Raw genomic sequence first — 26,552 nt, 5'->3', positions numbered from 1 at the left:
GCTTCAAAAAAAATCCTATATATTGGGTTTCTGCTATAATTAAAGTAACAGTAAATTACGCCTTATCAACTGTTGACAAATACATGTTTCGTGGAGGAAAAATGTCCGAAATTATTGAGCCGGTAAAAGATGTGCCGCAAACAAGTCAACTGGAATTGACTGCTAATGCCCCAGGTTTACTTAAAACAATTAAACGTAATGGCAAAGTAGTAAACTATGATGACACTAAAATCAAAATTGCCATTACCAAGGCATTTATTGCAGACGAAGGCGGAACTGCGCCTACATCTGATAGAATTCATCAACAGATTGAAGAGCTAACGCGCCAAATATCTCAAGTATTCAAGCGTCGTTTACCTAGCGGTGGCGCAATACATATTGAAGACATTCAGGATCAGGTTGAACTTGCTCTCATGCGTAGCGGTCATTATAAAGTGGCTCGTTCCTATGTTCTTTACCGTGAAGAACATCGTAAGGCACGCCAAAGTGAAGTAAAACAACAACCCACTGACAGCAAACAACTGATGATCACTATGCCCAATGGCGAATTAAAACCATTGGATATGGACAGGGTAAATACTATTGTTAACGAATCCATTCGCGATCTGGAACATGTAAAAGCTGAACCTGTAATTAAAGACGCGCTGCGTAACCTGTACAATCAGGCAAAATTTGAAGACGTTCATAAATCATTGATTATGTCCGCGCGAACTCTTGTTGAAAAAGAACCTAATTATACCTACGTCAGTGCTCGTCTGTTGCTGGATAGTCTGCGTATGGAAGCACTGTCTAAGTTAAACATTAAATCTGACGCCACTTTTGATGAAATGAGCAAGCTCTACCCAGAGTACTTCAAAGCCTACATAGCGCACGGGATTGCTCAAGGCATGCTTGATGCCAAAATGGCCGATTATGATTTGGATAAACTCAGCAAAGCCTTGCTGCCTGAACGTGACATGCAGTTTACCTATTTAAGTCTGCAAACTTTATATGATCGCTATTTTATCCATGATCGTGGCGTCCGTTATGAGTTACCTCAGGCATTTTTCATGAGAGTAGCCATGGGTCTTGCCATTCGTGAAAAAGACAAGGAAGCCAAAGCCATTGAATTCTATCAATTGCTTTCTTCATTTGACTACATGTCCTCTACCCCTACTCTATTTAACTCAGGTACAGTAAGACCTCAATTATCCAGTTGCTACTTAACAACTGTTCCTGATCATCTGGATGGCATCTACAGTGCAATAAAAGATAATGCTCTGCTTTCCAAATTTGCTGGTGGGCTAGGCAACGACTGGACCCCAGTGCGTGCCATGGGATCACATATCAAGGGGACCAATGGTAAATCACAAGGCGTAGTTCCGTTTCTAAATGTTGCTGACGCTACAGCTGTCGCTGTAAACCAGGGCGGTAAACGTAAAGGTGCTGTATGTGCTTATCTGGAATGCTGGCATAGAGACGTTGAAGAATTTCTTGAATTAAGAAAAAATACAGGGGATGACCGACGTCGTACTCACGATATGAATACTGCATTATGGATTCCTGATCTGTTCATGAAACGAGTGCGTGAAGAAGGTGACTGGACTTTGTTTTCTCCAGACGAAGTACCTGATTTACATGATCAATACGGCAAAGCGTTTGAAACCCTGTATGTTGAATGTGAAGAAAAAGCGCGTCAAGGCATCATTAGAAATGCTAAAACACTCTCTGCTGTTAAATTATGGAGAAAAATGCTGTCCATGCTGTTTGAAACCGGCCACCCATGGATGACGTTCAAAGACCCATGTAATCTTCGCTCGCCACAACAACATGCTGGAGTGATTCATAGTTCCAACTTGTGCACAGAGATTACGTTAAATACTTCAGAAGAAGAAATAGCAGTATGTAATCTGGGCAGCGTGAATATTCCTGCTCATATTAAAAACGGTGCTCTGGATAAAGAGAAATTGAAAAAAACCATCACTACCGCCATCCGTATGCTGGATAACGTTATTGATATTAACTACTACTCTGTACCGCAAGCTCGTAATTCCAACTTGAAGCACAGGCCTATAGGCTTAGGCATCATGGGCTTTCAGGATGCATTATACGAACTGAAAATTGATTATACCTCCAACGAAGCAGTCGAATTTGCTGACTCATCTATGGAGCTAATCAGTTACTATGCTATTGAAGCATCCTGTGATCTGGCCAAAGAACGAGGCAATTACTCTACTTATGAAGGCTCTTTATGGAGTAAAGGTATATTACCAATTGACTCAATCAACTTGCTGCAACAAGCTCGTAACAAGTATTTGGAACAGGATCGCTCGCAAAGACTGGATTGGGAAACATTAAGAGTTAAAGTTCGTACTCAAGGTATGCGTAATTCCAATGTGATGGCTATTGCACCGACAGCAACTATTTCCAATATTTGCGGCGTGTCACAATCGATTGAACCAACATATCAAAACCTGTATGTGAAATCCAATCTGTCAGGTGAGTTTACCGTGGTGAATCCCTATCTGGTTGCTGATCTTAAAGCGCTGAATCTTTGGGATGAAGTCATGGTCAATGATCTGAAATACTTCAATGGCAGTGTACAGCCGATTAGCCGGATCCCTGAAGAGTTGAAAAAACGGTACGCCACATCTTTTGAAATTGATCCAATGTGGTTAGTTGAGGCCGCATCGCGTCGCCAAAAATGGATAGATCAGGCTCAATCCCTTAATATCTATATGGCACAGCCCTCTGGCAAGAAACTGGATCAACTCTATATGCACGCTTGGATACGTGGATTAAAAACCACTTATTATTTACGCAGTTTAGGTGCAAGTAACGCTGAAAAATCAACAGTTACCGATGGAGCGCTAAACGCAGTGAAGCTGATCAGTGAAGAACCTAAAGTATGTTCCATTCTTGATCCCGACTGTGAAGCGTGCCAATAATCAGGAGAAATTTAATGCAATATAATAATAATCAGCAAGCTGTCGCTTCTCAAATTTTGGGTGCGACAGGACTTGAATCTTTAGAAATGGGCGCTGCACGTATTCATGTTGATGACAAACAAATTATCAATTGCCGTGCTGATCTAAACCAATTGGTACCTTTTAAATACCGCTGGGCTTGGGATAAATACCTGACTGCCTGTGCAAATCATTGGATGCCTAATGAAATCAGCATGAGTGCTGACGTGGCCCTTTGGAAAGATCCCAATGGTCTAACTGAAGATGAGCGTTTAATAATCAAACGTAATTTAGGGTTTTTCTCAACAGCTGATTCTTTAGTCGCCAACAATCTGGTTCTTGCTGTGTATAAACACATTACTAACCCAGAATGCCGTCAATACCTGTTACGTCAGGCATTTGAAGAGGCGCTTCATACTCATGCTTATCAATACGTCATTGAAAGCCTGGGGCTTGATGAAGCTGAAGTATTTAACATGTATCGGGAAATTCCATCAGTCGCTACTAAAGCAGCCTGGGCCCTACCGTTCACTCAAAGTTTAGGTGATGAATCCTTCCACACTGGAACTGTTGAGAACGATCAACGCCTATTACGTGACTTGATTGCTTTTTACGTTATTTTTGAAGGTATTTTCTTCTACGTAGGCTTTACTCAGATTTTATCTATGGGCCGTCGAAATAAAATGGTAGGCACTTCAGAACAATTCCAATATATTCTGCGTGATGAATCCATGCATATGAATTTTGGTATTGATGTGATTAACCAAATTAAAATTGAAAATCCTCATTTATGGACACCTGAGTTTAAAGAAGAAATCATCCAGCTCGTCAGAGAAGCTGTAGAAATGGAATATCAATATGCAAAAGACACCATGCCTCATGGAATCTTGGGAATGAATGCAGAAATGTTTGAAGAATATCTGCATTTCATAGCAAACCGACGTTTAAATCAGATTGGTTTGGCTGATCAATACCCTGGTGCTGAAAATCCATTTCCGTGGATGAGTGAGATGATGGACTTGAAGAAAGAGAAAAATTTCTTTGAAACGCGCGTCATTGAATATCAGGCCGGTGGAACTCTAAGCTGGGAAGATGATTAACAGCCGATTGATGTTTAGGGTCTGTTGACAATTCATGCATTCAATATCCCTTAAACACTCAGCTCCCGCTGAGTTTAACTGAACGTTCCTCACTTTTTACTTAATCCCCGCGAACGCGGGGAGCCATCCTGACAGTAACAAAACCTAAATCTCAAGAAACCGTATGATAGAAGCCCAGAGTCCCATTCCAATCATTTGGTGCTCTCACTTTAAATCACGATTTAGATCTCTGTGACAATAAAGAATTATGTTCTGCCCGGTGTTCGTCTTGCAAATTGTTTGCTTCAGGATCTTTAGCCTGAATCAAAGATTCTTTAAAACCTTTAGAGGGATTTAAAAACCGTGCAATAGTCGCCAAACCCTCTTTCAAGTTAGGATCTTCTGGATTATTCTGTAGATCCTGTTTTAATTGTTCTTTAATTTTGTTCAAATTGCCCTGATAAAGTGTACCATTACCGCATGAAAAGACATGAAAGCCCGTTGGCTTACCATTACTATCCATCTCAGCGACAAGAAACTTACGGGGTGGCTCCTGAGTGGCTTGGGCAGTAAAAAAGGCAATGGCATCCTCTTTGGTCGGAAAAACTAATGCATTATTTTTAATGACCGCATCAGGATATTTTTTCTTAAAATCTTGAAGAATCTTCTTCCAATCTTCTGATTCTCCTCCTGTAGGTACCAGATTGAATCGAGGCTTTATTTCCTCAGGTTGCGCTTTTGGTGAAGGTTCATCGATCTCCAGAGCCGCTTTACGCTGTTCTTCTTCAAGACGAAGCTGTTCGATTTCTCTACTCAAAGCCTCTTGTTTCAGCCGTTCTTCCTGGAGATTCTTTTTAATTTTATCTTCATTGCTTGACATATTCGCACCCATATTTGTTCAATCGAATCAGTTAATTGCTCAATTTGAATAATTTATATGTTTTTGACAATACCATACAACTCTATTATAGCAGGTTCTTTTAACAGAAATTTACACTTTTATAACATTTGCGTCTCAAATAAATTAGCAACTCTGGAATAATTTCTAAAATACAGGTCTCTTAACGGCCATCAAGGTGAGCAATATTAGATCTATAAATCAAAAAATTGTTAAAATACTGATGACTTTTAGAGCTAATCCGGTACAATCCTGTCGATACATTAGTAACACAAAGACAAATAAAAAATAAATGCATTCAATTACTTTACTAACTTGATACAAAACTTGAGGTAAAAATGGATACTAAACCTAATCTAAAAAATAAAGCTGACGATGACACTAATTACAGCTTCCTTCTAAAGTGCATGGCTGGTGTAGGCGCAGCCTTAATTGCCGCTGGGGTGATCACCGCATTGGCGATGTCGTATTCTGCCAAAACTGCTTCTGCAGGAATGGCCATTGGAGCGACTGCGACCGCTTTTAGTGTTGCCCCCATTATTCCTATTATGGGAATAGCGGTCCTGATTATTGCATCGATTTGTGTATTGCCTTTATTATTTTCAAACAATAGCACCTACGTTGTAGGGGGATCTTCCGGCTATAGAAATAGTGGATTTTTTGGTAGTTCCATGTTTACCCCGTCAGTAATTTTTACACCTGGAGGGGGACATCATCACCATCATCATGGACACGGTGGTGGCGGTATTTTTGGTGGAGGAACAGTCCATCATGGCAATCATTCAGGTGGCTCACATCATCATGGACACGATGGCGGACACAGTCATAGTGGCGGCGGCCATGTACATGGGCATCGTTAATAATCCAAGCTCCTGAATGTCTTGAGAACCGGGTACAAGAACAACATAAACCCGGTTCTTAATTTAATGCTGTCCGTTAAATACAAGCTTGCGTCAATTCAGACTGATGCACAACATCATCATGGACAACAGGTTCATTTCTTCCCTGTAAGAGCATGACAGCATCATAAATCTGCTCCACTTCACCTTTTTCAGCCCAGAAACTCTGGAAAGCCAATGGATAAGTCTTTAATAAATCTTCTTTGGAAATGAGTTGTTTGCTGTCCAACTGTGTCGAAAGATGGATTAATACCTTTTCTTTTTGGCTGTTCTTTTCACTGTCAGGTATTGGACTGGAATGAAGCTGTTCAATTTTCCTGTTAATTATATCTTTTAGATACTGATTCGTTTGGATTGATTCCATTGATTGCAGCACACTGCAGTAATCCATTGGACTAAAGAATCGATGACTTGAAATGGAAATTGTAGCACCAAGATCCGGAATTTCCGTTTTGATAAACAAAGCTTCCAGATTGCCAAAATTGATCTCTATAGGTTTGTTTAAATGAAAAAATTCCTTTATGGAATACTTCCAATTATAGGGAATCATCCGCCAGAGCAAATTTAACCCGGTTAAAAGAGCTGCTGTCGCTGCACAGACAGTACCCAGTATAGGCGCAACGGGGGTCAGCATCACAAAGGTGATTGCACCTGAAATTGCAGTTAATAATCCCAAAATAAATGCATTACTCAACGCAGCCTGAATATAATGCATTCGTTGCGCAGAACCCGTTAAAGACATACATACTCTGTAGATGTTGATACCCAGCATAATTCCCTGATGCAATCCTGCTAAAACAACGCTGCTCAAAAAGAACCAAGGTCCTGCAGCAAAAGTAACCTTTAAAGCAGAAGCAATAACCGCACCGTAAAGAGAAACACTGGCAAGAACAGCACAAACTCCAGAGGCAATGAATGCAAACCACTTATCGAAATTTTTATTTTCAGCATAAGCTAATTGATATCCACTGATAGCAGCGGATAAAGTCAATAACACAGCGATGAATGGAAGCATCACATAAAAGAATGGAGATCCACTGAATGCTGCGAACAAACGTGAATCTGCCATAACACCAAACAACCCTATATCTTGCACTTCCTTTATATAAGCTACTGCTTTTTGAATGATACCTAAAGCCATAAATCACCCAAAGTTACTGTCTTAAATGCGGGAATAAAATGACATCTCGTATAGATTGAGAATTGGTAAATAACATCACCAAACGATCAACCCCTATGCCCTCTCCTGCCGTAGGAGGCAAACCGTATTCCAAAGCCTCAATGTAATCGCTGTCAAAATGCATCGCTTCCAAATCACCGGCATCTTTTTCTTCAACCTGCTTTCTAAAACGTTCAGCCTGATCTTCTGCGTCATTTAACTCGGAAAAGCCATTGGCAATTTCGCGTCCTGCTATAAAAAATTCAAATCGATCAGTGACTTCGGGATCCGCATTACTCCGTCGGGCCAATGGTGAAATTTCAGTGGGATAGGAGGTAATGAATGTAGGTTGAAATAATTGGTGTTCAATAGTTTCTTCAAACACAATCATTTGCAATTTACCCAAGCCATCAGTGTCCTTATAAGGCAAGTTAAGTTGCTTCAGAATGGCTCTGCACCCCTCGATACTCTCCAATTGGGCAGCTTGAATCTCAGGATGATATTTCAGGATTGCTTCCTTAACTGACATACGGGCAAAAGGCTGATTAAAATCAATGAGATGCCCCTGATACTCAACCTGGCGAGTTCCAATCACTTCATCACATAAATAGTGCAATAACTCTTCTGTAAGATTCATCAGATCCTTATAATCCGCATAAGCCTGATAGAACTCAATCATAGTAAATTCGGGATTATGCCGGGTTGATATACCTTCGTTACGGAAATTGCGATTTATCTCATATACTCGTTCGAAGCCACCTACAACCAATCGTTTTAGATACAACTCAGGAGCAATCCTTAAATACATGGTCATATCCAGGCTGTTATGATGAGTAACGAACGGACGAGCCACTGCCCCGCCAGGGATTGGATGCATCATGGGCGTTTCAACTTCCAGATACTGGTTATTATCCATAAAACGTCTGAATGACTGAATTAATCGCGAACGAATTAAAAAGGTCTTTCTACTTTCTTCATTGGCAATTAAATCAACATAACGTTTACGATATTTAAGCTCTTGATCAGCTAAACCGTGGAATTTATCCGGTAAAGGCCGCAATGATTTGGTCAACAGTTCTACATGTTCGGCATTTAAAGTGAGTTCACCCGTATTGGTTATAAACAACTCCCCTTTGACCCCAACGATATCGCCCAGATCCCAATGTTTGAATTGTTCATAAACTTCTGGAAGGTCATTGGCTCTGATGTATATTTGAATCCTGCCGGAAACATCCTGAATATGAAAAAAGCTGGCTTTCCCCATAATACGTCTCAGTACAATTCGTCCAGCAACGGCTGCTTTAATTTGTTTTTGAGCCAATGTTTCTTTATCGTACTCACTAAATTCTGCATTCAGGTCTGCAGCAAGATGCTCTCTGCGAAATTGATTTGGAAAATCAAAACCACTTGTTCTTAACTCGGCTAATTTTTGTTTACGAATATGATAAACTTCACTCTCATCTAAATGTTCATCGGTCATGCTGCCCTACTCCTGCTTTTAAACTTGCTTCAATAAATTGATCCAGTGCTCCATCCAATACGGCTTGCGTATTACTTGTTTCAACACCAGTGCGTAAATCTTTTACCCTTGATTGATCCAATACATAAGATCGAATCTGGGATCCCCATCCAATATCCGACTTGCTCGCCTCCAAGGCCTGTTGCTCAGCATTTTTTTTCTGCATTTCCAGCTCATACAATTTTGCTCGCAACTGCTTGAACGCCTGATCTTTATTCTTATGCTGACTTCGGTCATTCTGACATTGTACAACAATACCAGAGGGCATATGGGTAATACGCACCGCAGAGTCAGTACGGTTAACGTGCTGACCACCAGCTCCGGAAGCACGATAAGTATCAATGCGTAAATCTGCTGGATTAATTTCAATATCAATATCATCATCAATTTCTGGAGAAACAAATACAGCAGCAAAGGAAGTGTGTCGTCTGTTTCCTGAATCAAAAGGAGATTTACGAACCAATCGGTGAACCCCTGTTTCCGTTCTTAACCAGCCAAAAGCATACTCACCTTTAAAGTAAATGGTGGCGCTTTTTATACCGGCAACTTCACCAGGAGAACATTCGATTAATTCAGTTACAAAACCATGCTGCTCGCCCCAGCGCAAAAACATCCTCAATAGCATTTCGGCCCAATCCTGAGCTTCGGTTCCTCCAGAACCCGATTGAATATCAAGATAAGCATTGGAATTATCCATTTTGCCAGAGAACATTCTTCTGAACTCTAATCCAGCCACCTGTTTCTCTATTCCATTAACCTCTTCGCCTATCTCATTGATGGTTTGCTCGTCATTCTCTTCTCTTGCAAGTTCAAATAACTCGGTTAAATCAATTACAGATTGGCCTAACTCAGATAAGGAATGGACTACGGATTCCAATTGGGTCTTCTCTCGACCTAATGCCTGCGCCTGTTCAGGATTATCCCAAACGTTAGGCGATTCTAATTCGCGTATTACTTCTTCCAGACGTTCGCTTTTTGCTTCATAGTCAAAGATACCCCCTAAGCGATTCAATTCGCTTATCGAGGTCTGATAAACTAAGGCTGATTTGATTCACTTCCAACATAAGTGTCTCTCAAAAATAAAGAGGCGATTTTACCGTGAAAGTCAATTTGTAGCTATAGAAAATAACGTGTATGTTCGATAAAGTATAAATAACAAGGAACCTGGTGCTAAAATAATGTGCCAATCAGAACTGGGCTCTAATGTCGTGGCCCACCCAGTTCCGAAAACAAATAACAAGCAGGCTGGCTACAGACAGAATTTTGTTTTTGATTCAAAACATTGATGAGCAAAATCAATATTGAACATTGGAGTAAACAATTGCGGCTCTTGTTTCATAACAAAAATACGATGTGGTTCTAACAGTACATAATTTGAAGATGCTAATACGCGCTGATAAATACCACCCAATCCAGGAAAAAACCAATGCTCAAGAAAGGATAAAATTACTTTAGGTTCGTAACTGTAAAATCGATGCCGGATATCGTCTACCAATTCTTTTTTCATTTGATAGTTATTGGCAAAAAGAAGATTGCTCGTATCGGTTCGGTACACCAGTAAATTAGGGTCGCTGATTCCCTCTTTAAATCCTGATGAAATTTTTAGAGAAACAATCAGCTCCTTGGCACTTTCAACGGTAAAGGGATGTCCATAGATTTCAGCACCTTTCATCGTCTCAAGCCATTCAGTTAACTCGCTTACCGCTTTATCGTTAGCTGGATCAAAATAGCTGGAAATAATAAATTGATTAGCCAATTCAGTTTTAGGATCAAATCTGCAGAAGGTATAACTGTTCAAATAGTACATTCGAGAATCGGACAGATAATCAATATAAAGGTGTTCAATTTCTTTGAAAACGTCCTCACACGTAGTGTTTGGGGTTTCAATCGCTCCTGTTATCCTTACTACCTGGGTTGGATAGTTTATTGTTCTGTCCCCTGACAAAGGCTGTTTTGAATGAGTATAATGTCGGGTTATTGAATGTGTTCCCTTAACAACTGTAACCTGCCGAGTTGGAACAGAATCCATGTTCTGAGCAAACAACGGCATTACTGCACCAAGCAGCAATACACTGTGAAATAATTTCATTATCAAATCCATTTAATTGTGACTGAAGCACTATATCAGATTAAAAAATCAGCAACAAGTTCACAACTCAAGGCTCTATATCGTTGACTCGAGCAGGGTGATTGCAAACAATTTAACAACAATTGCACAGATATATTCTCAAGTCTATGCAACTGTTCCTATGAGGCAAAACCTAAATTTCGGAATTTGAGATAATCATTTGTGATACCTATGTTCCGGTCACACAGCTTCGTGCATCAATTTACCAACTGTGTTCAAATAAAAACTATTTATATGGGAAAGCCTTGTGGGGTCGAGTTTTCTTTAACATCATCCAGCTCTTCAGTGTCACTTAATTCAGCGTCTTGCGTCGAACCGACTGAAGGTATCCTTGAAGCTGTCTGATACTTATCTTTGAAAAAGGTAAATTTCGCTAAGTTCTGTTCCTCTTCTGATTTACCAAGATTTAAGAAAAAACTTCCAATTTTGGATACAATATCTGATAGTAGAGATAACAATTTTTGAATAAAATTTTGATTTGGTACAATTTTTACCAGCTTCGACTCAGCTGCTTGATCTAGAACGGTTTCGATGCAACCTTTTAATACTGGTATTGAACCGCCAGCTATTTCATACTCATCTTGATTTTTCACCGCTTTTGTCAGACTGGCTTCAACTTTATTTAACTGGCTTATAGCTGAATTAATTGAGCCTATTATTTTACTTGCGTCATTTGAAAGCAATAAGTCATTACTAAGAGTATCTCTATTCTGTTCACAATAACTCGAAAAATCAGTACCTGCTTTTATATGAGGTTGATCTCGGTTTTCAATACCGGCCCCCTTCTCATCATAAGCCTGGACTGTGTATGCTTTTTCCAGAAAAGCAGAGGGCTTTACGCTGAAGTCCGCTGTTGACGCAGGATCTGTTCTATACAGTTCTGCAGTAGGGTATCCGGCATCAAGTACTTTATAAAGCTCTGCCTTGAGAGCCTCAAGATGCTGCCGGCATGTCTTAATGTATGCTCTAATCATGGCTTCGTTTGTTTGTACGTCATCTCCAGATATAGTGGCAATCGGATTATCGTCAGATACTTGCATTAGCGATTCTATTCCACCAGGAAGGGCTATTTTGTCTTGTTTAATTTTCATCATTTCAAAATCCAATCACACACAGTAAATTCGATTATAGATAATAAAAATTAACACAATATTAAGGTGGAATTTTAAACAGATAACACGAATAGAAGAAATTTCTCAAACAGCTATTGTTGCGCTTAATACATAAGCGCAGACAATAACAGGGTTTAGCAGAAAACAACTCGTCTACTTTAAATTTGGAAAGAACAGGAAGGTTCGGATGAGGCTTCTTGAACTGTCTCACAATCGTTTGTAAATTCGTTGAGGATACCGTGTTCCATGATCCGCACAAGGTTTGCTGCTGATTCTCGTTTTTGAGGATCTATCTTGAGCATGGAGATAACTACAGACCATAAACCAAATAAAATCCTTCCTTCCTGGCTATCCGGTACTTGTCGTAACAACTGTTCAATTTCCGAATCAATTTCTTTCTGAGTCAGTACTATCATATCAAAATGGTAACGACCGATTTCATTTGCAGTATTAAGTCGATTATGCAAAAAAGAAAAAGGCGGATAAAAGTTATTGGATGTATAACAGGGATTGGTGATTGCTCTGGTCAGAATCATGGCAAAAACCATTCCCATATTCCATAAATCCATAGCTTGGCCATATTCAGCGTTAAATTGCAAAATATCTTCTTTGTTGCAAGAGGGAGAATTCAGGAGATGTTTAAATTTACTGCATTCAGGTGCGCTCCAGCCGTTAGTCCAGGTGAGCTTGTCCCATTCACCAAAGCGGTCAAAGTCAATAATCCTTGGTTGGTCGGAGTCAGGGTCATACATGATATTTGATATTTTGATATCACCATGAAAAAAGGGCATGGTAACAAAGCCAGTGTTCGTGGTCATGCCAGAACGTGCATGAATAGCGTTTAAACCGCGCAATAACGTCAACATGTATCTTGCTTTTTGATCAATGGTCAGGTCATTATTAGCATCCATTAGCCTTTCAGCAAATGTTTGTGGATAATATTTTTCAACCATAGACAGAATAATTCGACGCTCTGTTCTGATTGACAGATTAGACCAAGCGTTGTAGAAGTTCGTGATCCAGGTCACGCTCGCATAATCACATAGCTCACTTATGCCGTCTTTTCCTGATAGATATAATAAGTCTGAATGTAATTGGTTTGGAGAAGTGGTTTTTAGGACCATCCATTTCCCGGTTGTAATATTATAAACCTTGAATATCTCAAGAGAGCGTTCTGAATTTTTATAAATCATATCCACTGCGCTTGGGTAGACTATAATCTGTCCATTATGTAAAAATTTAACATTTAATCTGTTCACAACGGACTCTTGCGAAATTGGGTCGATAATTTCATCGTTGATATCTCCCAGGAAGTGCGTACAGCCCCCATTTTCCATCAGATTTTTGTGTTCAGAAAACAATGAACCAAAAATTAGGTCATATCGGATTCTTATATACTGTTCGGTTGCAATGCGCTCTTCTTCAGTAATATTCAAAGCTTGCAAATCATCTGGCCAAATAAATTCGGTGTAGTTTACTGGCTCTTTGAATGAGATCGGCTCTTCAACTTCAGCGCTTATAGCCTCTTTGTTGCTTGCAACCAGCCATCCATCCATTGATTTTTTGGCTTTTTTAACCAGTGGAATTTTTGTCCTGGATGTAGGTGGTGAACAATATAAATAACTGTCAGGAGATGGTCTGATAGCAACATCTTGCATGCTCAGATTCTCCCTAAACATACGCCCGTCAAAACCCAGTACCAACGGCTTTTGTATTATTTTTTCAAGAAAGGCATTGGCTTGTCCCATTAAAGTACGTTGTCGGAACGAGTATTTAGCAGTTCCGCGGATGTCAATGAATTGATTATTGAAATGCAAGTTGTATTGGCGATCTTGATAAAAAATGGGAAACTTAGTCTTTAAAAATTCTTTAAACTCGCTACCATATTCTTTACGCCAAAATGACCCTGTCTGTGTTTTGGCAAGGCTAGTGGATAAAAAAGAGAATGGGGGATCCTCTTCACGTTGTATAGATTCATCGAGTAAGGAAGAAATGAGCAGGCATTTCAGGCTGGCAAAGCGAATCAACAGTGAATCAATATGTTCTGCTGGCAGTAGCGAATACTCCTCAATTACTTCGCGTAGCGGCTCTGATAGATCTGACAATTCGGCCATAGATCCAGGTTTACGAAACCAGCCGCTGGTTTGACCAAAGCTTTCAATGCCTAAAAACGGAAGAAAGGTTCCAGCCAATATGGAGCCTGAATTAGTACCGGATGAACGATAAAAAGGCATACCATCCACAACTAATATGGTGCGGGAAACAGAGTTAGCATTCTCGTTACTTACATACTTGGTATATAAAACATCCAGGTTAGGCATAGTCAATATCTCATGTAAAACTTAAGAATATTGTACATATATTATACATAAAAGTAAATATATAAACTATTTGCTTTGGAAATTACGCCCCCCCCTTAATTAAGTCAATAGATCAAGCAAATAGAAGAAATTTTGTAACTACCCACGTCATCCCGAACGCAGTGAGGGATCTTCTGTCGGGTAGCACAATTTTAAAGAATCAAATGGAGCTAATGTGCCAAATGCAATTTGGTTAGATCTTTCCAGTGTTGCACTTGAAATCTGAATACCATATAAATCAGAAAATATCTGCTGAAACCTGTTTTCAGGAATAAAATGCTGGAAAAAAACTCTCTTATCAATGAACTATAAAAACCCTCTGTCTTGATGAGTTTTTCGTAAGTCCTGCAGAAGATATTCCAAGTGGATGTATTGAGATATGAGTATTTTAATTTACTTGAACCGGACAACTAAGATCAAGTGGACTTAATTGCAGCGCGATAAGCCTGTAAATTCATCAGTAACTCTGCCTCTGCATTCGATAAATGGCAGCTGTTGACGATTTCATCGCGGTCACCGCCCATTTCTAATATACGTAGGGCATGTTGATAACCGCCATCATTATCTCTGATGTTTTCCAGATTTTGCAATTGATTGTCCATACTGATTAATTGTTCATTAATCTCTTTTAATTGTTTGGAAAATAATAAATCAGCATTAATCAAAACGGGGTGATCACGCACAATCTGTTCTGAAGTTTTTTCAAGTAGTCCTATTTGTTCCCGGAGAGTCACCAGTTGTTTTCGTTGGCTCAATAAATAATTTCCAAGAAACAGTAAAATCAAAAAATTCATGCTTAAGATAAGTGTTATCATTTCAATTCCTTTTTTCCTTTATCCTGAGGCTTCAAGGGTACAGCGACTGGATTAGCCCCAATACTGATGTTATGCGTTTGCCCCAATTCAGGATTTATCAACCTGTCTATTTTGCGATTGGCAGCAATGATTATATTAACTCTTCTATTCATACTTCTACCCAATTCAGTCAAATTATCACTAATCGGGTACTGATCTCCATATCCAGTGACCAGGATACGTCCTGTATCAATACCAAAACCATTGAGAATTCGCCCCACCGAAGCCGCTCTGAACGCTGAGAGCTCCCAATTGGATGGGTACTGTGGGGTTTGTATTGGTACATTATCCGTATATCCTTCAATCACAACGGGATACGAATAAGTCTTAATCTTTTCTGCTAACTGCATCAGTTTAATTATTGCTTCCGGTTTTAAATCTGCTTCACCAGAGTCAAATAATGAACCTGCTTTAATCTGAAGTTCAATCCATCCATCCTGTCGGTTAATTTTATAATTACCGTCTTCCAAATCAGATAAAGACTTGTTTAAATCATCAAGTCCATCATTATACACACCGGGGGTTTTCTTTTCTTCGGGACCATCTTTTATTGTATCAGTGGATTGGGTTGCCTTATTTTTATCCTTTTTATCAAATGCGGACTTCATCCCTTCTGACAACGATTTGTATTTTGAAACATTGACCGAAGAGATGGCATACATCACCACAAAAAAAGCAAACAGTAACGTAATAAAATCAGCGTAAGAAACTACCCATCGGTGATTATCCACATGCTCTTCTGTTTTATTTCGTCTTGATTTCATTATGTTTGTGCCGCCCAAAATTGTTTAGTTTCAGCTCTAACATATTAGGACTTTCACCGCTGGCAATTGCTACCAACCCTTCCAAAATCATCTCATCAAAATGAACCTTGTGGGAAATGCAGCTTTTCAATTTATTCGCCATTGGAAGAAAAATAAGATTCGCAAGCCCTACACCATAAATCGTAGCAACGAAAGCCACTGCAATACCTATACCCAATTGACTTGGATCTGCCAGATTCCTCATGACCTGAATCAAACCGATAACTGCCCCAAGTATTCCTATGGTTGGACTGTAGCCTCCCATACTTTCAAATACATGTGCAGCACGTAAATCCTGATGTTCATTTCGTTCAATTTCCGTTTCCAAAACCTGTCTTATTGTATGTTTATCAACACCAATTACCAATAATTCCAAGCCTTTACTGATCAAGGGATTGGTCTCAACATCAAGATGATCCTCCAAAGACAACAATCCAAGTTGGCGTGCTTTCCTTGCCATATCAATCAACATGGTTCTGCACGCGTCAAAATCTAATTTGGGAGGGAAGAATATCCAGGGTAGCACCTTGAATGCTCTTTTAAAGGTAACCATTGGAGTTTGCACCATGACAGCACCCAGTGTTCCACCCAGAACAATCAACAAAGCGGAGAAATTAAGTAATGAATGGATATCACCACCCTCATGAATTTGGCCGATGATAATCGCAAGAAAACCTGTAAGTAAGCCTATTAAAGTTAATGCATCCATTGTTATTCTTTATTCCGTTATCCGCGATTTAATGCGGAGAGTTGCCTGACTTAGAATTTGTGAAACTCGAGATTCACTGACCTCCAAAACCTCTCCAATTTCTTTCAAATTCAGATCTTGTTCATAATACAATGACAATACCATCCGCTCTTTCTGTGGGAGTCCGTCGATTACCTGAGCCAGCCGGTTCATTAAATCTTTCTGCATCACATGAACATGCGGTTCAGTAGACTCACCTGCGCCCTCACTATGCAACATGTCATCAGTGACACCTAAATCCTCAAATCCGTATAAGTGACTGCTTGCAGAATCCTGAAGCATCTCATGGTATTCATTGAGGGGTAAACCCAATTCTTTTGCAATCTCAGCATCCTTGGCCTCACGTCCGAACCGATGCTCAAGATTACGTACTGCTTCGGATATCATTCTCGCGTTACGATATACTGAACGAGGCACCCAATCATTCCGCCGTACTTCATCGAGCATATGCCCTCTGATTCGAATTCCGGCATAAGTTTCAAATGAAGCGCCTTTGGTTGAATCATAATGTATTGCAGCTTCAAGCAAGCCAAGCATCCCAGCCTGGATTAAATCATCCAATTGCACACTGTGCGGTAAGCGTCCCAGCAAATGATGCGCAATTCGCTTTACCAATATCGCATGACTTTTCACCAGTGTTTCCTGGGTTTGCTGATTTATTTTGCTGTATGCAGCTAAAGCATCCACGACACTCTCCTTACAATAACAGCACAAGGTAATTGATACTATGAAAATCTATAACAAACCACTAACACTAATCTAAGTATAGTGAATATTTTAAAAATCACCTGCTACCAATCGTTCTAAAAAGAAACTGGTGTTTCCCCCTAACGAGGGCTTGGCAGGCCAATTGCTTATAGTGTCTGCTAACTCTCTTAAAGCTTCAGAAGCTTCAGAATCAGGATACGCAGTGAGCACCGGTTTTTGCATTTTGACAGCCTTGTGTATGTGCTCATCAAAGGGTATCGCTCCTAAATAGTCTAGATGAACATCCAGGAATTGCTCGGAAACTCTGAATAATTTATTAAATAATTCACGACCGTCTTTCATATTACGGACCATATTGGCCAAAATATGAAAATGCATCCACTCATATCGCTTGCTCATCACTTTTATTAAAGCATAGGCATCGGTTAAAGAAGTTGGTTCGTCGCAAACAACAACAATCAATTCTTGTGACGACCGTGCAAAACTTAAGACTGTATCAGAAATTCCTGCAGCAGTATCAATGATCATATAATCCAGATCATCCGTTAATTCATTAAATGAATCAATTATTCCAGCATGCTCCGCATAAGTCAGCTGTGTCATAAATTCAGTTCCTGAAGCGGAAGGAATGACACTTATTCCATTAGGGCCCTGTAGAATAATATCACTGAGATGACAGATGCCCTGAATGACATGCGATAAATTATATTTGGTATGCAAACCCAGCATTATGTCTACATTAGCCAAGCCAAGATCCGCATCAAACAACATCACGTTTTTGTTCATCTGAGCCAAAGCCACAGCTAAATTAACAGAAACATTACTTTTTCCAACGCCACCTTTTCCTGCGCTAACCGCAATGACAGTGATAGGCTTGGTTCGAGATAAATTTCTCAAACCAGAAGCTTGATCCTTTATGCTTTTGCTATGCTTCGACATAATACTCTCTCCCAACACGCGACTGCTCCTCTCTACTATTAGTATCGCTCTGGAACAACTGAATTTCCTGTTGAGCAAATAACTCAACAAGTTGATGACGTGTAGCCATTTTGATGTCTTCCGGAACGCGCTGACCATGGGTTAAATAGCTAACGCCTAGCCTGGACTCGATAACGGCACTTAAGGCACCGCCAACTGCAAGAGATTCATCTAACTTTGTTAAAATGCACTGATCGACTTTATTCGCTTGATAACGTTTTATGGCATCAATGAGTACCTGATAATGACTGGTGGCAGGCAGGACCAAAACTTTAGAGATGGATTGAAGATAGGTACTTAAGACATGCATCTGTCTCGCAACACGCTCATCTGCAGGATTCATTCCAGCAGTATCAATCAAAATCAATTTTTTATCGCTTAATTGACGCAGTACCCTGGCTAATGATACTTCATCCTGGGCAACGCATACTTTAACACCAAGAATTTTTCCATAAAGTACCAATTGCTCCTGAGCAGCAATACGATAAGTATCCATGGTAACAAGGCCCAGTTTATCCGCGCCAAACCGCAAACTGAACCGTGCCGCAATTTTGGCAAGGGTAGTTGTTTTACCGACGCCTGTTGGTCCAACAAATGCATAAACACCGCCCTCTTCAATTCTGTTGTTATCACGTATCGGTATTTGCTCCGTGATGTAAGCCAGTAGAGATTGCCAGGCACGTTGTTCATTAAGGTCAGACCGTACCGATCTGGCCCACTGAGCAGCAGTTGTATGACTGACTCCCAGATACAACAGCTTCTGGAGCAATACGGTATGAAGAGGTTCCCCTCCTCCAACATTGCCTCTCAATTGGGCTTCCAGCATGCCCCTCAACGTCTGAATTTCCTGTTTCATATCATCAAGTGGCGTATGAACTGCATATCGATCAATTTGACTCGGAGGTTCAGCGGTGGCAACTGCAGCGGTAGGGGTTAATATCGATTCATCGTAATCCATGGCGGCAACAACCTCTACGCCACCTTCGACATGATGACTCGACAAAATAACCGCATCAGGACCAAATGTTGCCTTGATTTGTTGCATTGCACTTCGTGTATCCGCTGCGACAAAGCGTTTTAATTTCATAAAGCCTCCTGCTTCTGAAACCTACTTTTAATATCTACGTCTAACCTACTGTTCCTATAATTCTTATTTGTTTGTTATCAGGAATTTCCTGATAGGATAAAACATGGAAATCGTTGGATATGTTACGCACAAATCGTGCCAACACGCTCCTTATCCCTGGTTGCACCACTAATACTGAACTTTCTTGTTTCGCTTGCTGCTGTAAGGCAAATTGAGACAAAGATTGTTGTATTCTGTCAGCCATACCAGGCTCAAAACTAACTCCGGCAGTTCCACTGTTTTGTATTGTATTCTGCAATAATTGTTCCAACTCTGGTTTTAAGGTAATAATTGGCAACTCTTCATTTAACCCACTGATTTTCTGGGTAATTAATCGGGACAATGCGATTCGCACCTGACTGATTAAAAATTCAGCATCTTTTGATTTTGGCGCATTTTCCGCCAAAGTTTCGACTATAGTTCGAATGTCAGTTAAAGGTATATGCTCCAATAGCAGCCCTTGTAGCACTTTGCTGACCATTCCTAAAGAAAGGCCGTCGGGTACTAACTCTTTAACCAGTTTAGGTGAGCTGACTGCCAATTTATCCAGCAACTGTTGGGTTTCTTCATATCCCAGCAATTGTTGACTGTTTTGATCCAGTATATGACTCAAATGTGTCGCTACTACAGTAGAAGCATCAACCACGGTATAACCCAGGGTATGAGCATGTTCTTTTTGACTTTCATTTATCCATACTGCTTCCATACCAAAGGCAGGATCCCGTCCCTGTATTCCTTCAAGTTGACCAAAAACCTGACCAGGGTTGATGGCCATCCACCGATCGGGGTGAATGGTGGCCTCGCCCATCACCACACCGGCCAGACTAATGCGGTAATGATTCGGTTTCAAATCAAGATTATCGCGAATATGAACAGAAGGAATTAAGAAACCCAATTCTTGTGAAATTTTCTTTCGGACCCCTTTTATTCGAGAAAGCAATAGACCTCCTTGCGCACTATCGACAAGAGGAATTAATCGATACCCCACTTCAAGACTGATCACATCCACAGGATTTACATCATCCCATGATAACTCATTCGCATTACCATCTTTAACCTGACTCAGATCAGCCTGACTTTCCTCCTGTACTTTATTTTGCTCTTTAGCCTTATTTAAAAGCAAATAGGCAATACCCCCTAATCCAGCAGCTAAAATAAGAAAGGCAAGATGAGGCATTCCAGGAATAATTCCTATCAAACCAATAACTGAGGCTGCAATGATAAGCGATCGTGGATTAGAAAAAATTTGAGTAAGGACGGCTTGCCCCATATTTTGAGCACTTGATACTCGTGTCACAATGATAGCCGCAGCAGTAGATAATACCAGAGAAGGGACCTGCGCAACCAAACCATCACCAATAGTCAATAAAATGTAATTATGTAAGGCATCAGTTAAACTCATACCATGCTGAACGATACCAATGATTAAACCACCTACAATATTGATGACCAGAATGAGTATCCCTGCTACCGCATCGCCACGCACGAACTTGCTGGCACCATCCATGGAGCCATAAAAATCGGCTTCCTGTGCAACATCGGTTCTCCTTTTGATGGCTTGTTCCTGATTGATTAATCCCGCATTAAGATCCGCATCAATTGCCATCTGTTTTCCGGGCAAGGAATCCAAAGTAAATCGTGCGCTGACTTCGGACACTCTTCCCGCTCCTTTGGTGACAACGACAAAATTAATGACCACCAATATAATAAAAACGACCAGACCAACCGTATAATTTCCTCCTATAACCACCTCTCCAAACGATTCAATCACCTGACCTGCAGCATCAGTTCCGTTATGCCCATGCAGCAATACTACCCGTGTTGAAGCCACATTGAGCGCCAAACGCAATAGAGTTGCGAGCAGGATTACCGTAGGAAAAACCGCAAAATCGAGGGGACGTTCGCTGTAGATCACCGCTAACAGAACAACGAGCGACAATGCGATATTAAATGTAAAAAATACATCCAAAATAAATGGAGGCAAGGGTAACATCATCATGCTGAGCATGATGATGAGCATTAAGGGTGTACCCAGACCTTGCCGCATCCAATAATGCAGGTAATTAAGGGCTTTATTCATTACATATCCTCCTCTGCTTCACGCACCAACTCAGGTGGGATTGGAACGTTTTGCAAGATTTCTGGTTTATAATCATAATGCTGCCTGTCTTTTAACTGAAACACATAAGCTAAAACCTGTGCTACAGCAACATATAATCCGCGTGGTATTTCTGCATTTAATTTGGTGGAAAAGTAAATAGCTCTCGCCAAAGATGGAACTGCAATTATAGGAACCCGATGAGTCTTTGCCACGCTGCTGATCTGAAAAGCAATCAAGTCCTTTCCTTTAGCAACAACAACAGGCGCTTTGTTTCCCTTTTTTTTATAGGATATTGCTACAGCATAATGTGTCGGGTTCGTTAAAATCACATCCGCCTTTGGAACCTCGCTCATCATCCTGCGTCGGGCAATTTCCTGTTGCGCCCTTCGGATTGCGCTCTTGACTTCGGGCTTACCCTCGGTTTCCTTATATTCATCCCGTAATTCTTGCTTGGTCATTTTCATGGCTTTACTGTGCTCATACAACTGAAAAGGCACATCTAAAGCAGCAATTAAAATTAAACTTGCCGAGATCATCACAAACGACTTGATTATAATGTATGCACCAGTTCCAATCGCCGTTTCAATGGATGCATTACCTAAGGCTAATAATGCAGGAATCTGGTTTTTTAATACCAATATGGCTACGGACGCCACTAAAATGAACTTGAAAAAAGACTTAAGCATCTCTACAAAACCTTTAAGAGAAACCATTCGCTTAAGGCCTTTTAATCCATTCAATCGGGAAAATTTAGGCTGCAAGGCCTGGACACTAAAAACCCATCCCCCCATAAGCAAGGGAGCCCCTAAAGACAAAAGAAATATAACAATTAAAATGGGAACTAATGACCAAAGTCCGGACTTTCCCAATAAATAGAGCCGTTCCAATGCAATTGCCGGAGTAAACAGGATTTGAACATCAAACTCAAAGGCGCGGCGCATCATCTCCATGAGTTGATTCGACAATTGTTTTCCAAAAACAAGAAAACCGACACCAGTAAACAAGAGTATTACTGTGGCATTAAAGTCCTTCGATCGGGCTACTTGCCCTTTCTCCCTCGATTCTTTGAGCCGTTTGGCCGAGGGCTCTTCTGTTTTTTCCTGTGCCTGTTCTTCTTCAGCCATCAGTGTAGCATCCCTGTTATAAAGCGCATTCCGTGATTAATACTCTCAATCATCTGGTTTCCAACAGCAGATAAACCAATTTGAATCACCACAAACCCCATTATCAATGTAATGGGAAATCCTAACGAAAAAATATTGAGCTGTGGGGCTACTCGCGTCATGATCCCAAATGACAAACTGACTACCAATAATGATAAAATAGCGGGTATCGAAATAAGCAATGCTTCTTTAAACATCCAGCCAGAAAATAAAATAACATTCCAGACTAACGCTTTGTCCTGGGAAATATGCCCTATTGGCATCATTCTAAAACTTTCTATTAGTGTATCAAGTAATGCCAAATGCCCATTGAGCGCTAAAAATATCAGGGTCACCATCATCATATAAAACTGACTAATTAAGGGGACGCTTGCTTTACTCGCAGGATCGACCATGATTGCAAATCCTAATCCTGCCTGCATTGAAATAATTTGCCCGCCAAGCACAAACACCTGGAAAACGAGTTGAAGGACAAATCCCATGAGCAGACCAAAGAATAATTCCTGGATGATGTACACCAAATAGAGGCCGTTAAAATTAATAAAGGAGAGCTGTTCTGGAACAAAAGAAGCACAAGTCCAACATAGGGTACCCAGTAGCACTAACTTTATTCTCGGAGGCAATAATGCTGAAGAAAACACGGGAACGATAAGCATCAATCCACCAATACGCCCCATCGGCCAAATGACCTGGCTAAACTCGCGAATCATTGATTGATAGTCCAGACTCATCTCTAATCCCTTAATCCCTATAATGTAATCGTCTGTGTATCACGAATACCCCTGATGCGAACAACGAACAGTCCTATCCAATTAAAAATGGAATATTGGTAAACAAAGTATCCGTATAATTTACTAAAGTTTTTAATAACCAGGGTCCTGCAAACACCAGAACAAGGAACGTAACAAATAATTTAGGAATGAAACTCAAACTGGTTTCATTAATTTGGGTTGCTGCCTGGAACATGGCTACAACCAGCCCCACAACCAGACCAGGCACTATCAGTACAGTTAACAATAACAAAATAACATAAATGCTTTCACTCATAAGAGTAACAACTGATTCTGGTGTCATACCCTCTCCTATGTCATGGCAAAACTTGAGGCCAGAGAACCCAATACCAAAGTCCAACCATCCACCATCACAAACAGCATGATCTTAAACGGTAATGAAATGATTAAGGGAGACAGCATCATCATACCCATTGCCATTAATAAACTCGACACAACCAAGTCAATAATCAAAAAGGGTAAAAACAAGATAAAACCAATTTGAAACGCGGTTTTCAGTTCACTGGTAATAAATGCTGGAATAACAACGCTCATCGGGATTTCATCCAGATTTGCCGGATTGGTATTTGCAAATTTTTCAAATAATGACAGATCGTTTTTTCTTGTTTGATTGAGCATGAATGCTCGAAGAGGTTTTTGGGCGTGAGCCAAGGCCTCGGGAAATTGAATTTTTTCTGCCATATAAGGTTGTATTGCTTGTTCATTAATTGTATTAAATACTGGCGACATAACGAAATAGGTCATAAATAAAGCGATTCCAATCAATATTTGATTGGTTGGAGTTTGCGCCATACCTATAGCTTGTCTCAAAATAGACAGGACAATAATGATTCGTGTAAAAGCAGTCATTGCCATCAAGAGTCCAGGCAAGACGCTTAATGCCGTCATAAAGATAAGAATTTGCAGATTCACACTGTAGGATTGTGCACCATTCGCCCCTGAATTTACCGTTACTGCAGGCAAAGAAAGAGGATCCGCATAAACACACATCGGCACCAGACAAAAAAACAAAGTAATAAAGAGAGAAAATTGTTTTTTCATTTTGATTTTCCGACGGCTGATTTAAGAAGATCGGCAAATGTTGATTTATTGTCGGGATCAAATCCGGAAGGCAACTGTTCACCAAAATCATATAAAAGAGTAACAGAGCTGGAACCTACTCCCATTAATAAATACCGCACTCCGACTTTAAGTAACAGGACTCGTTCTTTGGGACCAAGAGTTAAACTGGCCAGTGTTTGAAAACCTTTTGATGAAGAGAAGTGCGCGCCTTGCAAACGTTTTACAATCCAGGACAGCAGGAGAATCACTAACACTACAAGCAGTAATCCTGAAATCACTCGTGTCAGCTCACTTTGAGTAATCATATTTGACGTTTCTGTCGGAACAGCATAAGCCACTTGGCCGCTCAGACAGAGTATCAGAATTGTAAGAGAGTATGTTTTTTTTATCATTTGAGACGTTTAATCCGTTCTGCCTTGCTGACGATGTCGGTCAATCTAACCCCAAATTTTTCATTAACAACAACCACCTCACCATGAGCGACTAAAGTTCCATTAACTAATACATCCAGAGGATCACCTGCCAATCGATCCAGGGCAACAATCCCCCCCTGATTTAATTGAAGCAAATTACGTATAGTCATTTTGGTACGTCCTACCTCCACAGTCACGGATACTGGAATATCCAGTATTAACTCCATCTTATCATTATCCGCGTCCTGAAACTGGGTGGAGTCTTGAGTTGCTTCATTTTGTGAGGTTACGTTTGCATCCGTCATTTATATCCCCTTAATAACTGATTTTTTTAATAATTTTTAAAGCTCGCTTATCATTCGCGTTACCCAATGTTGATGTAAAACATGGCGTATCCTCAACGTCCAGGGTCACTACTTCATTCAACAACAACGGAATAAAATCACCGGCTTGCCAGCCCATCACAGCGCCCAAGGTACTTTCAGTCTTAGCCATTGCAGCAGTGACAGTCAGCTCAACATCCATTAATTCTTCTCTGAGTAATTTAATCCAATCATGATCGATTTCATCATCATGTCGAGAGGCACCTAACTCCAACTGCTGTTTAATGGGTTCAACCATTGAATAGGGTAAAATAAAATAAAAAGACCCGACTTCTTTCCCGAAGTTTATAGTAAACCGAGTCACAAGGAGCATTTCGTTTGGTTCTGCTATATTGACCAACTGAGGGTTGGTTTCATCATTAAACTTGGTTATGTCTAACTGAATAATAGGCTCCCATGCATGAACCAGATTGGTAACCAATTTTTTGGTAGCCACTTCCATAACCCGCAATTCAGTTGCGGTGTAATCGGTTTTATCTTTTTGCGCATAAAACTGAGAACTTCCACCAAAATAGTAATCAACCAAATCGTAAACAAAGATGCTGTCAAATAAAATAACTCCTTTACCACGCAAGGGCTTGAATTTATAAATACTCATCAGACTGGGATTGGGTAAGCCAGCCATGAAATCTCTGTGTTTAACAACTTGCAGCGGTTCCTGTTTTATTTCAAAATCGTTTGCTGTCAATTGATAGATATCGGTGGCAAACAAGCGTACAGCTCTGTCATAAATTTTATCCAGAACAGGCAATTGCCCCTTAACAATACGTTCCTGGGCGGTAAAATTGATTATTTTTGCCTCGTGCTCAAAAAGTGACTCACTATACTCATCTGATTGAGTTGATTGTTCTTCCTTTTGAGCAGATTTTTGTTTGCGGGATGGCTTTCCCTCAGAAGGTTGTGCTTCAGTTTGTTCGGAGGGTTCTTCAGTGCTATCGCCAACTGATTCAAGCAAAGCATCTATCTCATCCTGTGATAAAACATCTTTTTCAGCCATAATTAATCCATTCGAATTCGACAGTAGTATCGGTACTTTTAGCTAAAATACGATTTGCTTTACTTATGCAAAGTACATGCCATCATAAATTATATTTTAAAATCAATATTTTACATTACAATCTATATACTTCTCAATAAATTCTGTTGGCATTTCATCTGTTTACCCCTACTTCCCGCGCTTTATGCGCGGGATCTATATGGCTTTCACTAAAATCAACCTATTTTTAATGTGACCATTACCAGATTACACGCATAAAGCACGGAACGAAGGATTAGGAAGCGATTGTCAACAAACCCTAATTTGGCATAATAAAATCAACTCTG

Annotated in this window: 24 protein-coding genes; 3 read left to right on the top strand and 21 right to left on the bottom strand. The window is 40.2% G+C overall.

Annotated features, from left to right (window positions below; genetic code table 11):
• Positions 1–101: 101 nt before the first annotated feature.
• Together ELY21_RS06605 and ELY21_RS06600 are read left to right on the top strand one after the other, a co-directional pair.
• Positions 102–2,927, top strand: coding sequence for a ribonucleoside-diphosphate reductase subunit alpha (locus tag ELY21_RS06605; RefSeq protein ID WP_127108016.1), 2,826 nt, complete (start codon positions 102–104; stop codon positions 2,925–2,927).
• Positions 2,928–2,941: 14 nt separating this feature from the next.
• On the top strand, positions 2,942–4,045 hold the full coding sequence (locus ELY21_RS06600) for a ribonucleotide-diphosphate reductase subunit beta (protein ID WP_028382987.1): 1,104 nt from the start codon (positions 2,942–2,944) through the stop codon (positions 4,043–4,045).
• A 214-nt stretch (positions 4,046–4,259) separates the two neighbouring features.
• Here ELY21_RS06600 and ELY21_RS06595 read toward each other — a convergent pair whose 3' ends face one another.
• Positions 4,260–4,904, bottom strand: coding sequence for a hypothetical protein (locus tag ELY21_RS06595; RefSeq protein ID WP_127108014.1), 645 nt, complete (start codon positions 4,902–4,904; stop codon positions 4,260–4,262).
• A 356-nt stretch (positions 4,905–5,260) separates the two neighbouring features.
• Between ELY21_RS06595 and ELY21_RS06590 the strand changes: the two genes are divergently transcribed.
• The gene (locus tag ELY21_RS06590; protein WP_127108012.1) at positions 5,261–5,782 is read left to right on the top strand and encodes a hypothetical protein; all 522 of its coding nucleotides are present in this window, start codon (positions 5,261–5,263) and stop codon (positions 5,780–5,782) included.
• A 76-nt stretch (positions 5,783–5,858) separates the two neighbouring features.
• Here ELY21_RS06590 and ELY21_RS06585 read toward each other — a convergent pair whose 3' ends face one another.
• From ELY21_RS06585 to fliM, 20 genes are all read right to left on the bottom strand, one after another.
• Positions 5,859–6,962, bottom strand: coding sequence for a hypothetical protein (locus ELY21_RS06585; protein WP_199741657.1), 1,104 nt, complete (start codon positions 6,960–6,962; stop codon positions 5,859–5,861).
• A gap of 13 nt (positions 6,963–6,975) precedes the next feature.
• Complete coding sequence (gene lysS / locus ELY21_RS06580; protein ID WP_127108009.1) at positions 6,976–8,460, bottom strand: lysine--tRNA ligase; 1,485 nt, start codon at positions 8,458–8,460, stop codon at positions 6,976–6,978.
• Positions 8,450–9,563, bottom strand: a protein-coding gene (gene prfB, locus ELY21_RS06575) for a peptide chain release factor 2 (RefSeq protein WP_127108007.1) whose coding sequence is annotated in 2 segments (ribosomal slippage) — positions 8,450–9,487 and positions 9,489–9,563 — 1,113 coding nt in all. Because the reading frame shifts where the segments join, the coding sequence is not laid out codon by codon here. Before prfB ends, lysS begins: the two co-directional genes overlap by 11 nt.
• Before the next feature lie 185 nt (positions 9,564–9,748).
• On the bottom strand, positions 9,749–10,588 hold the full coding sequence (locus tag ELY21_RS06570) for an Lpg0189 family type II secretion system effector (protein ID WP_127108005.1): 840 nt from the start codon (positions 10,586–10,588) through the stop codon (positions 9,749–9,751).
• A gap of 269 nt (positions 10,589–10,857) precedes the next feature.
• Positions 10,858–11,721, bottom strand: a complete 864-nt coding sequence (locus ELY21_RS06565; protein ID WP_127108003.1) for a hypothetical protein — start codon at positions 11,719–11,721, stop codon at positions 10,858–10,860.
• 176 nt (positions 11,722–11,897) lie between these two features.
• Positions 11,898–14,060, bottom strand: a complete 2,163-nt coding sequence (locus tag ELY21_RS06560) for a hypothetical protein (protein ID WP_127108001.1) — start codon at positions 14,058–14,060, stop codon at positions 11,898–11,900.
• Between the two features lie 455 nt (positions 14,061–14,515).
• Positions 14,516–14,914: a DUF2802 domain-containing protein gene (locus tag ELY21_RS06555; RefSeq protein ID WP_127107999.1), complete on the bottom strand. Its 399-nt coding sequence runs from the start codon at positions 14,912–14,914 to the stop codon at positions 14,516–14,518.
• Positions 14,911–15,717 carry a flagellar motor protein MotB gene (locus ELY21_RS06550; RefSeq protein WP_051190548.1) on the bottom strand — a complete coding sequence of 269 codons (807 nt, stop codon included), beginning with the start codon at positions 15,715–15,717 and terminating at the stop codon, positions 14,911–14,913. Before ELY21_RS06550 ends, ELY21_RS06555 begins: the two co-directional genes overlap by 4 nt.
• Complete coding sequence (locus ELY21_RS06545; RefSeq protein ID WP_127107997.1) at positions 15,698–16,465, bottom strand: flagellar motor protein; 768 nt, start codon at positions 16,463–16,465, stop codon at positions 15,698–15,700. Before ELY21_RS06545 ends, ELY21_RS06550 begins: the two co-directional genes overlap by 20 nt.
• 9 nt (positions 16,466–16,474) lie before the next feature.
• Entirely contained in the window at positions 16,475–17,191 is a 717-nt protein-coding gene (locus ELY21_RS06540; RefSeq protein WP_127107995.1) for an RNA polymerase sigma factor FliA, read from the bottom strand.
• 90 nt (positions 17,192–17,281) lie between these two features.
• Entirely contained in the window at positions 17,282–18,151 is an 870-nt protein-coding gene (locus ELY21_RS06535) for a MinD/ParA family protein (RefSeq protein ID WP_199741656.1), read from the bottom strand.
• A complete protein-coding gene (gene flhF / locus ELY21_RS06530; RefSeq protein WP_127107991.1) occupies positions 18,138–19,277 on the bottom strand; it encodes a flagellar biosynthesis protein FlhF in 1,140 nt (379 codons plus the stop codon). Before flhF ends, ELY21_RS06535 begins: the two co-directional genes overlap by 14 nt.
• A gap of 40 nt (positions 19,278–19,317) precedes the next feature.
• Complete coding sequence (gene flhA / locus ELY21_RS06525; RefSeq protein ID WP_127107989.1) at positions 19,318–21,396, bottom strand: flagellar biosynthesis protein FlhA; 2,079 nt, start codon at positions 21,394–21,396, stop codon at positions 19,318–19,320.
• Positions 21,396–22,541 (bottom strand): flagellar biosynthesis protein FlhB, encoded by a 1,146-nt coding sequence (flhB, locus tag ELY21_RS06520; RefSeq protein WP_199741655.1) that lies wholly within the window; start codon positions 22,539–22,541, stop codon positions 21,396–21,398. The genes flhA and flhB overlap by 1 nt, the downstream gene beginning before the upstream one ends.
• Positions 22,541–23,311: a flagellar biosynthetic protein FliR gene (fliR, locus tag ELY21_RS06515; protein WP_127107985.1), complete on the bottom strand. Its 771-nt coding sequence runs from the start codon at positions 23,309–23,311 to the stop codon at positions 22,541–22,543. The genes flhB and fliR overlap by 1 nt, the downstream gene beginning before the upstream one ends.
• A 73-nt stretch (positions 23,312–23,384) precedes the next feature.
• Positions 23,385–23,654, bottom strand: coding sequence for a flagellar biosynthesis protein FliQ (fliQ, locus tag ELY21_RS06510; protein ID WP_028383003.1), 270 nt, complete (start codon positions 23,652–23,654; stop codon positions 23,385–23,387).
• Between the two features lie 8 nt (positions 23,655–23,662).
• Positions 23,663–24,361 (bottom strand): flagellar type III secretion system pore protein FliP, encoded by a 699-nt coding sequence (gene fliP, locus ELY21_RS06505; RefSeq protein ID WP_370272535.1) that lies wholly within the window; start codon positions 24,359–24,361, stop codon positions 23,663–23,665.
• A gap of 47 nt (positions 24,362–24,408) precedes the next feature.
• The gene (gene fliO, locus ELY21_RS06500; RefSeq protein ID WP_127107981.1) at positions 24,409–24,825 is read right to left on the bottom strand and encodes a flagellar biosynthetic protein FliO; all 417 of its coding nucleotides are present in this window, start codon (positions 24,823–24,825) and stop codon (positions 24,409–24,411) included.
• Positions 24,822–25,151: a flagellar motor switch protein FliN gene (gene fliN / locus ELY21_RS06495; protein ID WP_081675589.1), complete on the bottom strand. Its 330-nt coding sequence runs from the start codon at positions 25,149–25,151 to the stop codon at positions 24,822–24,824. Before fliN ends, fliO begins: the two co-directional genes overlap by 4 nt.
• A 10-nt stretch (positions 25,152–25,161) precedes the next feature.
• Entirely contained in the window at positions 25,162–26,226 is a 1,065-nt protein-coding gene (gene fliM / locus ELY21_RS06490) for a flagellar motor switch protein FliM (protein WP_127107979.1), read from the bottom strand.
• Positions 26,227–26,552: the final 326 nt, after the last annotated feature.

The sequence above is a fragment of the Legionella sp. km535 genome, from assembly GCF_003990085.1.
GTDB lineage: Bacteria > Pseudomonadota > Gammaproteobacteria > Legionellales > Legionellaceae > Legionella > Legionella moravica.
Note: the sequence above shows the minus strand (reverse complement) of the source record. Positions and strands in the feature narration are given on the sequence as shown.

Excerpts from the sequence above, each read along its gene's own strand:
- ELY21_RS06605 (WP_127108016.1), top strand. The coding sequence starts at position 102 with ATGTCCGAAATTATTGAGCCGGTAAAAGATGTGCCGCAAACAAGTCAA.
- ELY21_RS06600 (WP_028382987.1), top strand. The coding sequence starts at position 2,942 with ATGCAATATAATAATAATCAGCAAGCTGTCGCTTCTCAAATTTTGGGT.
- ELY21_RS06595 (WP_127108014.1), bottom strand. The coding sequence starts at position 4,904 with ATGTCAAGCAATGAAGATAAAATTAAAAAGAATCTCCAGGAAGAACGG.
- ELY21_RS06590 (WP_127108012.1), top strand. The coding sequence starts at position 5,261 with ATGGATACTAAACCTAATCTAAAAAATAAAGCTGACGATGACACTAAT.
- ELY21_RS06585 (WP_199741657.1), bottom strand. The coding sequence starts at position 6,962 with ATGGCTTTAGGTATCATTCAAAAAGCAGTAGCTTATATAAAGGAAGTG.
- lysS (WP_127108009.1), bottom strand. The coding sequence starts at position 8,460 with ATGACCGATGAACATTTAGATGAGAGTGAAGTTTATCATATTCGTAAA.
- ELY21_RS06570 (WP_127108005.1), bottom strand. The coding sequence starts at position 10,588 with ATGAAATTATTTCACAGTGTATTGCTGCTTGGTGCAGTAATGCCGTTG.
- ELY21_RS06565 (WP_127108003.1), bottom strand. The coding sequence starts at position 11,721 with ATGATGAAAATTAAACAAGACAAAATAGCCCTTCCTGGTGGAATAGAA.
- ELY21_RS06560 (WP_127108001.1), bottom strand. The coding sequence starts at position 14,060 with ATGCCTAACCTGGATGTTTTATATACCAAGTATGTAAGTAACGAGAAT.
- ELY21_RS06555 (WP_127107999.1), bottom strand. The coding sequence starts at position 14,914 with ATGATAACACTTATCTTAAGCATGAATTTTTTGATTTTACTGTTTCTT.
- ELY21_RS06550 (WP_051190548.1), bottom strand. The coding sequence starts at position 15,717 with ATGAAATCAAGACGAAATAAAACAGAAGAGCATGTGGATAATCACCGA.
- ELY21_RS06545 (WP_127107997.1), bottom strand. The coding sequence starts at position 16,465 with ATGGATGCATTAACTTTAATAGGCTTACTTACAGGTTTTCTTGCGATT.
- ELY21_RS06535 (WP_199741656.1), bottom strand. The coding sequence starts at position 18,151 with ATGTCGAAGCATAGCAAAAGCATAAAGGATCAAGCTTCTGGTTTGAGA.
- flhF (WP_127107991.1), bottom strand. The coding sequence starts at position 19,277 with ATGAAATTAAAACGCTTTGTCGCAGCGGATACACGAAGTGCAATGCAA.
- flhA (WP_127107989.1), bottom strand. The coding sequence starts at position 21,396 with ATGAATAAAGCCCTTAATTACCTGCATTATTGGATGCGGCAAGGTCTG.
- flhB (WP_199741655.1), bottom strand. The coding sequence starts at position 22,541 with ATGGCTGAAGAAGAACAGGCACAGGAAAAAACAGAAGAGCCCTCGGCC.
- fliR (WP_127107985.1), bottom strand. The coding sequence starts at position 23,311 with ATGAGTCTGGACTATCAATCAATGATTCGCGAGTTTAGCCAGGTCATT.
- fliQ (WP_028383003.1), bottom strand. The coding sequence starts at position 23,654 with ATGACACCAGAATCAGTTGTTACTCTTATGAGTGAAAGCATTTATGTT.
- fliP (WP_370272535.1), bottom strand. The coding sequence starts at position 24,361 with ATGTGTGTTTATGCGGATCCTCTTTCTTTGCCTGCAGTAACGGTAAAT.
- fliO (WP_127107981.1), bottom strand. The coding sequence starts at position 24,825 with ATGATAAAAAAAACATACTCTCTTACAATTCTGATACTCTGTCTGAGC.
- fliN (WP_081675589.1), bottom strand. The coding sequence starts at position 25,151 with ATGACGGATGCAAACGTAACCTCACAAAATGAAGCAACTCAAGACTCC.
- fliM (WP_127107979.1), bottom strand. The coding sequence starts at position 26,226 with ATGGCTGAAAAAGATGTTTTATCACAGGATGAGATAGATGCTTTGCTT.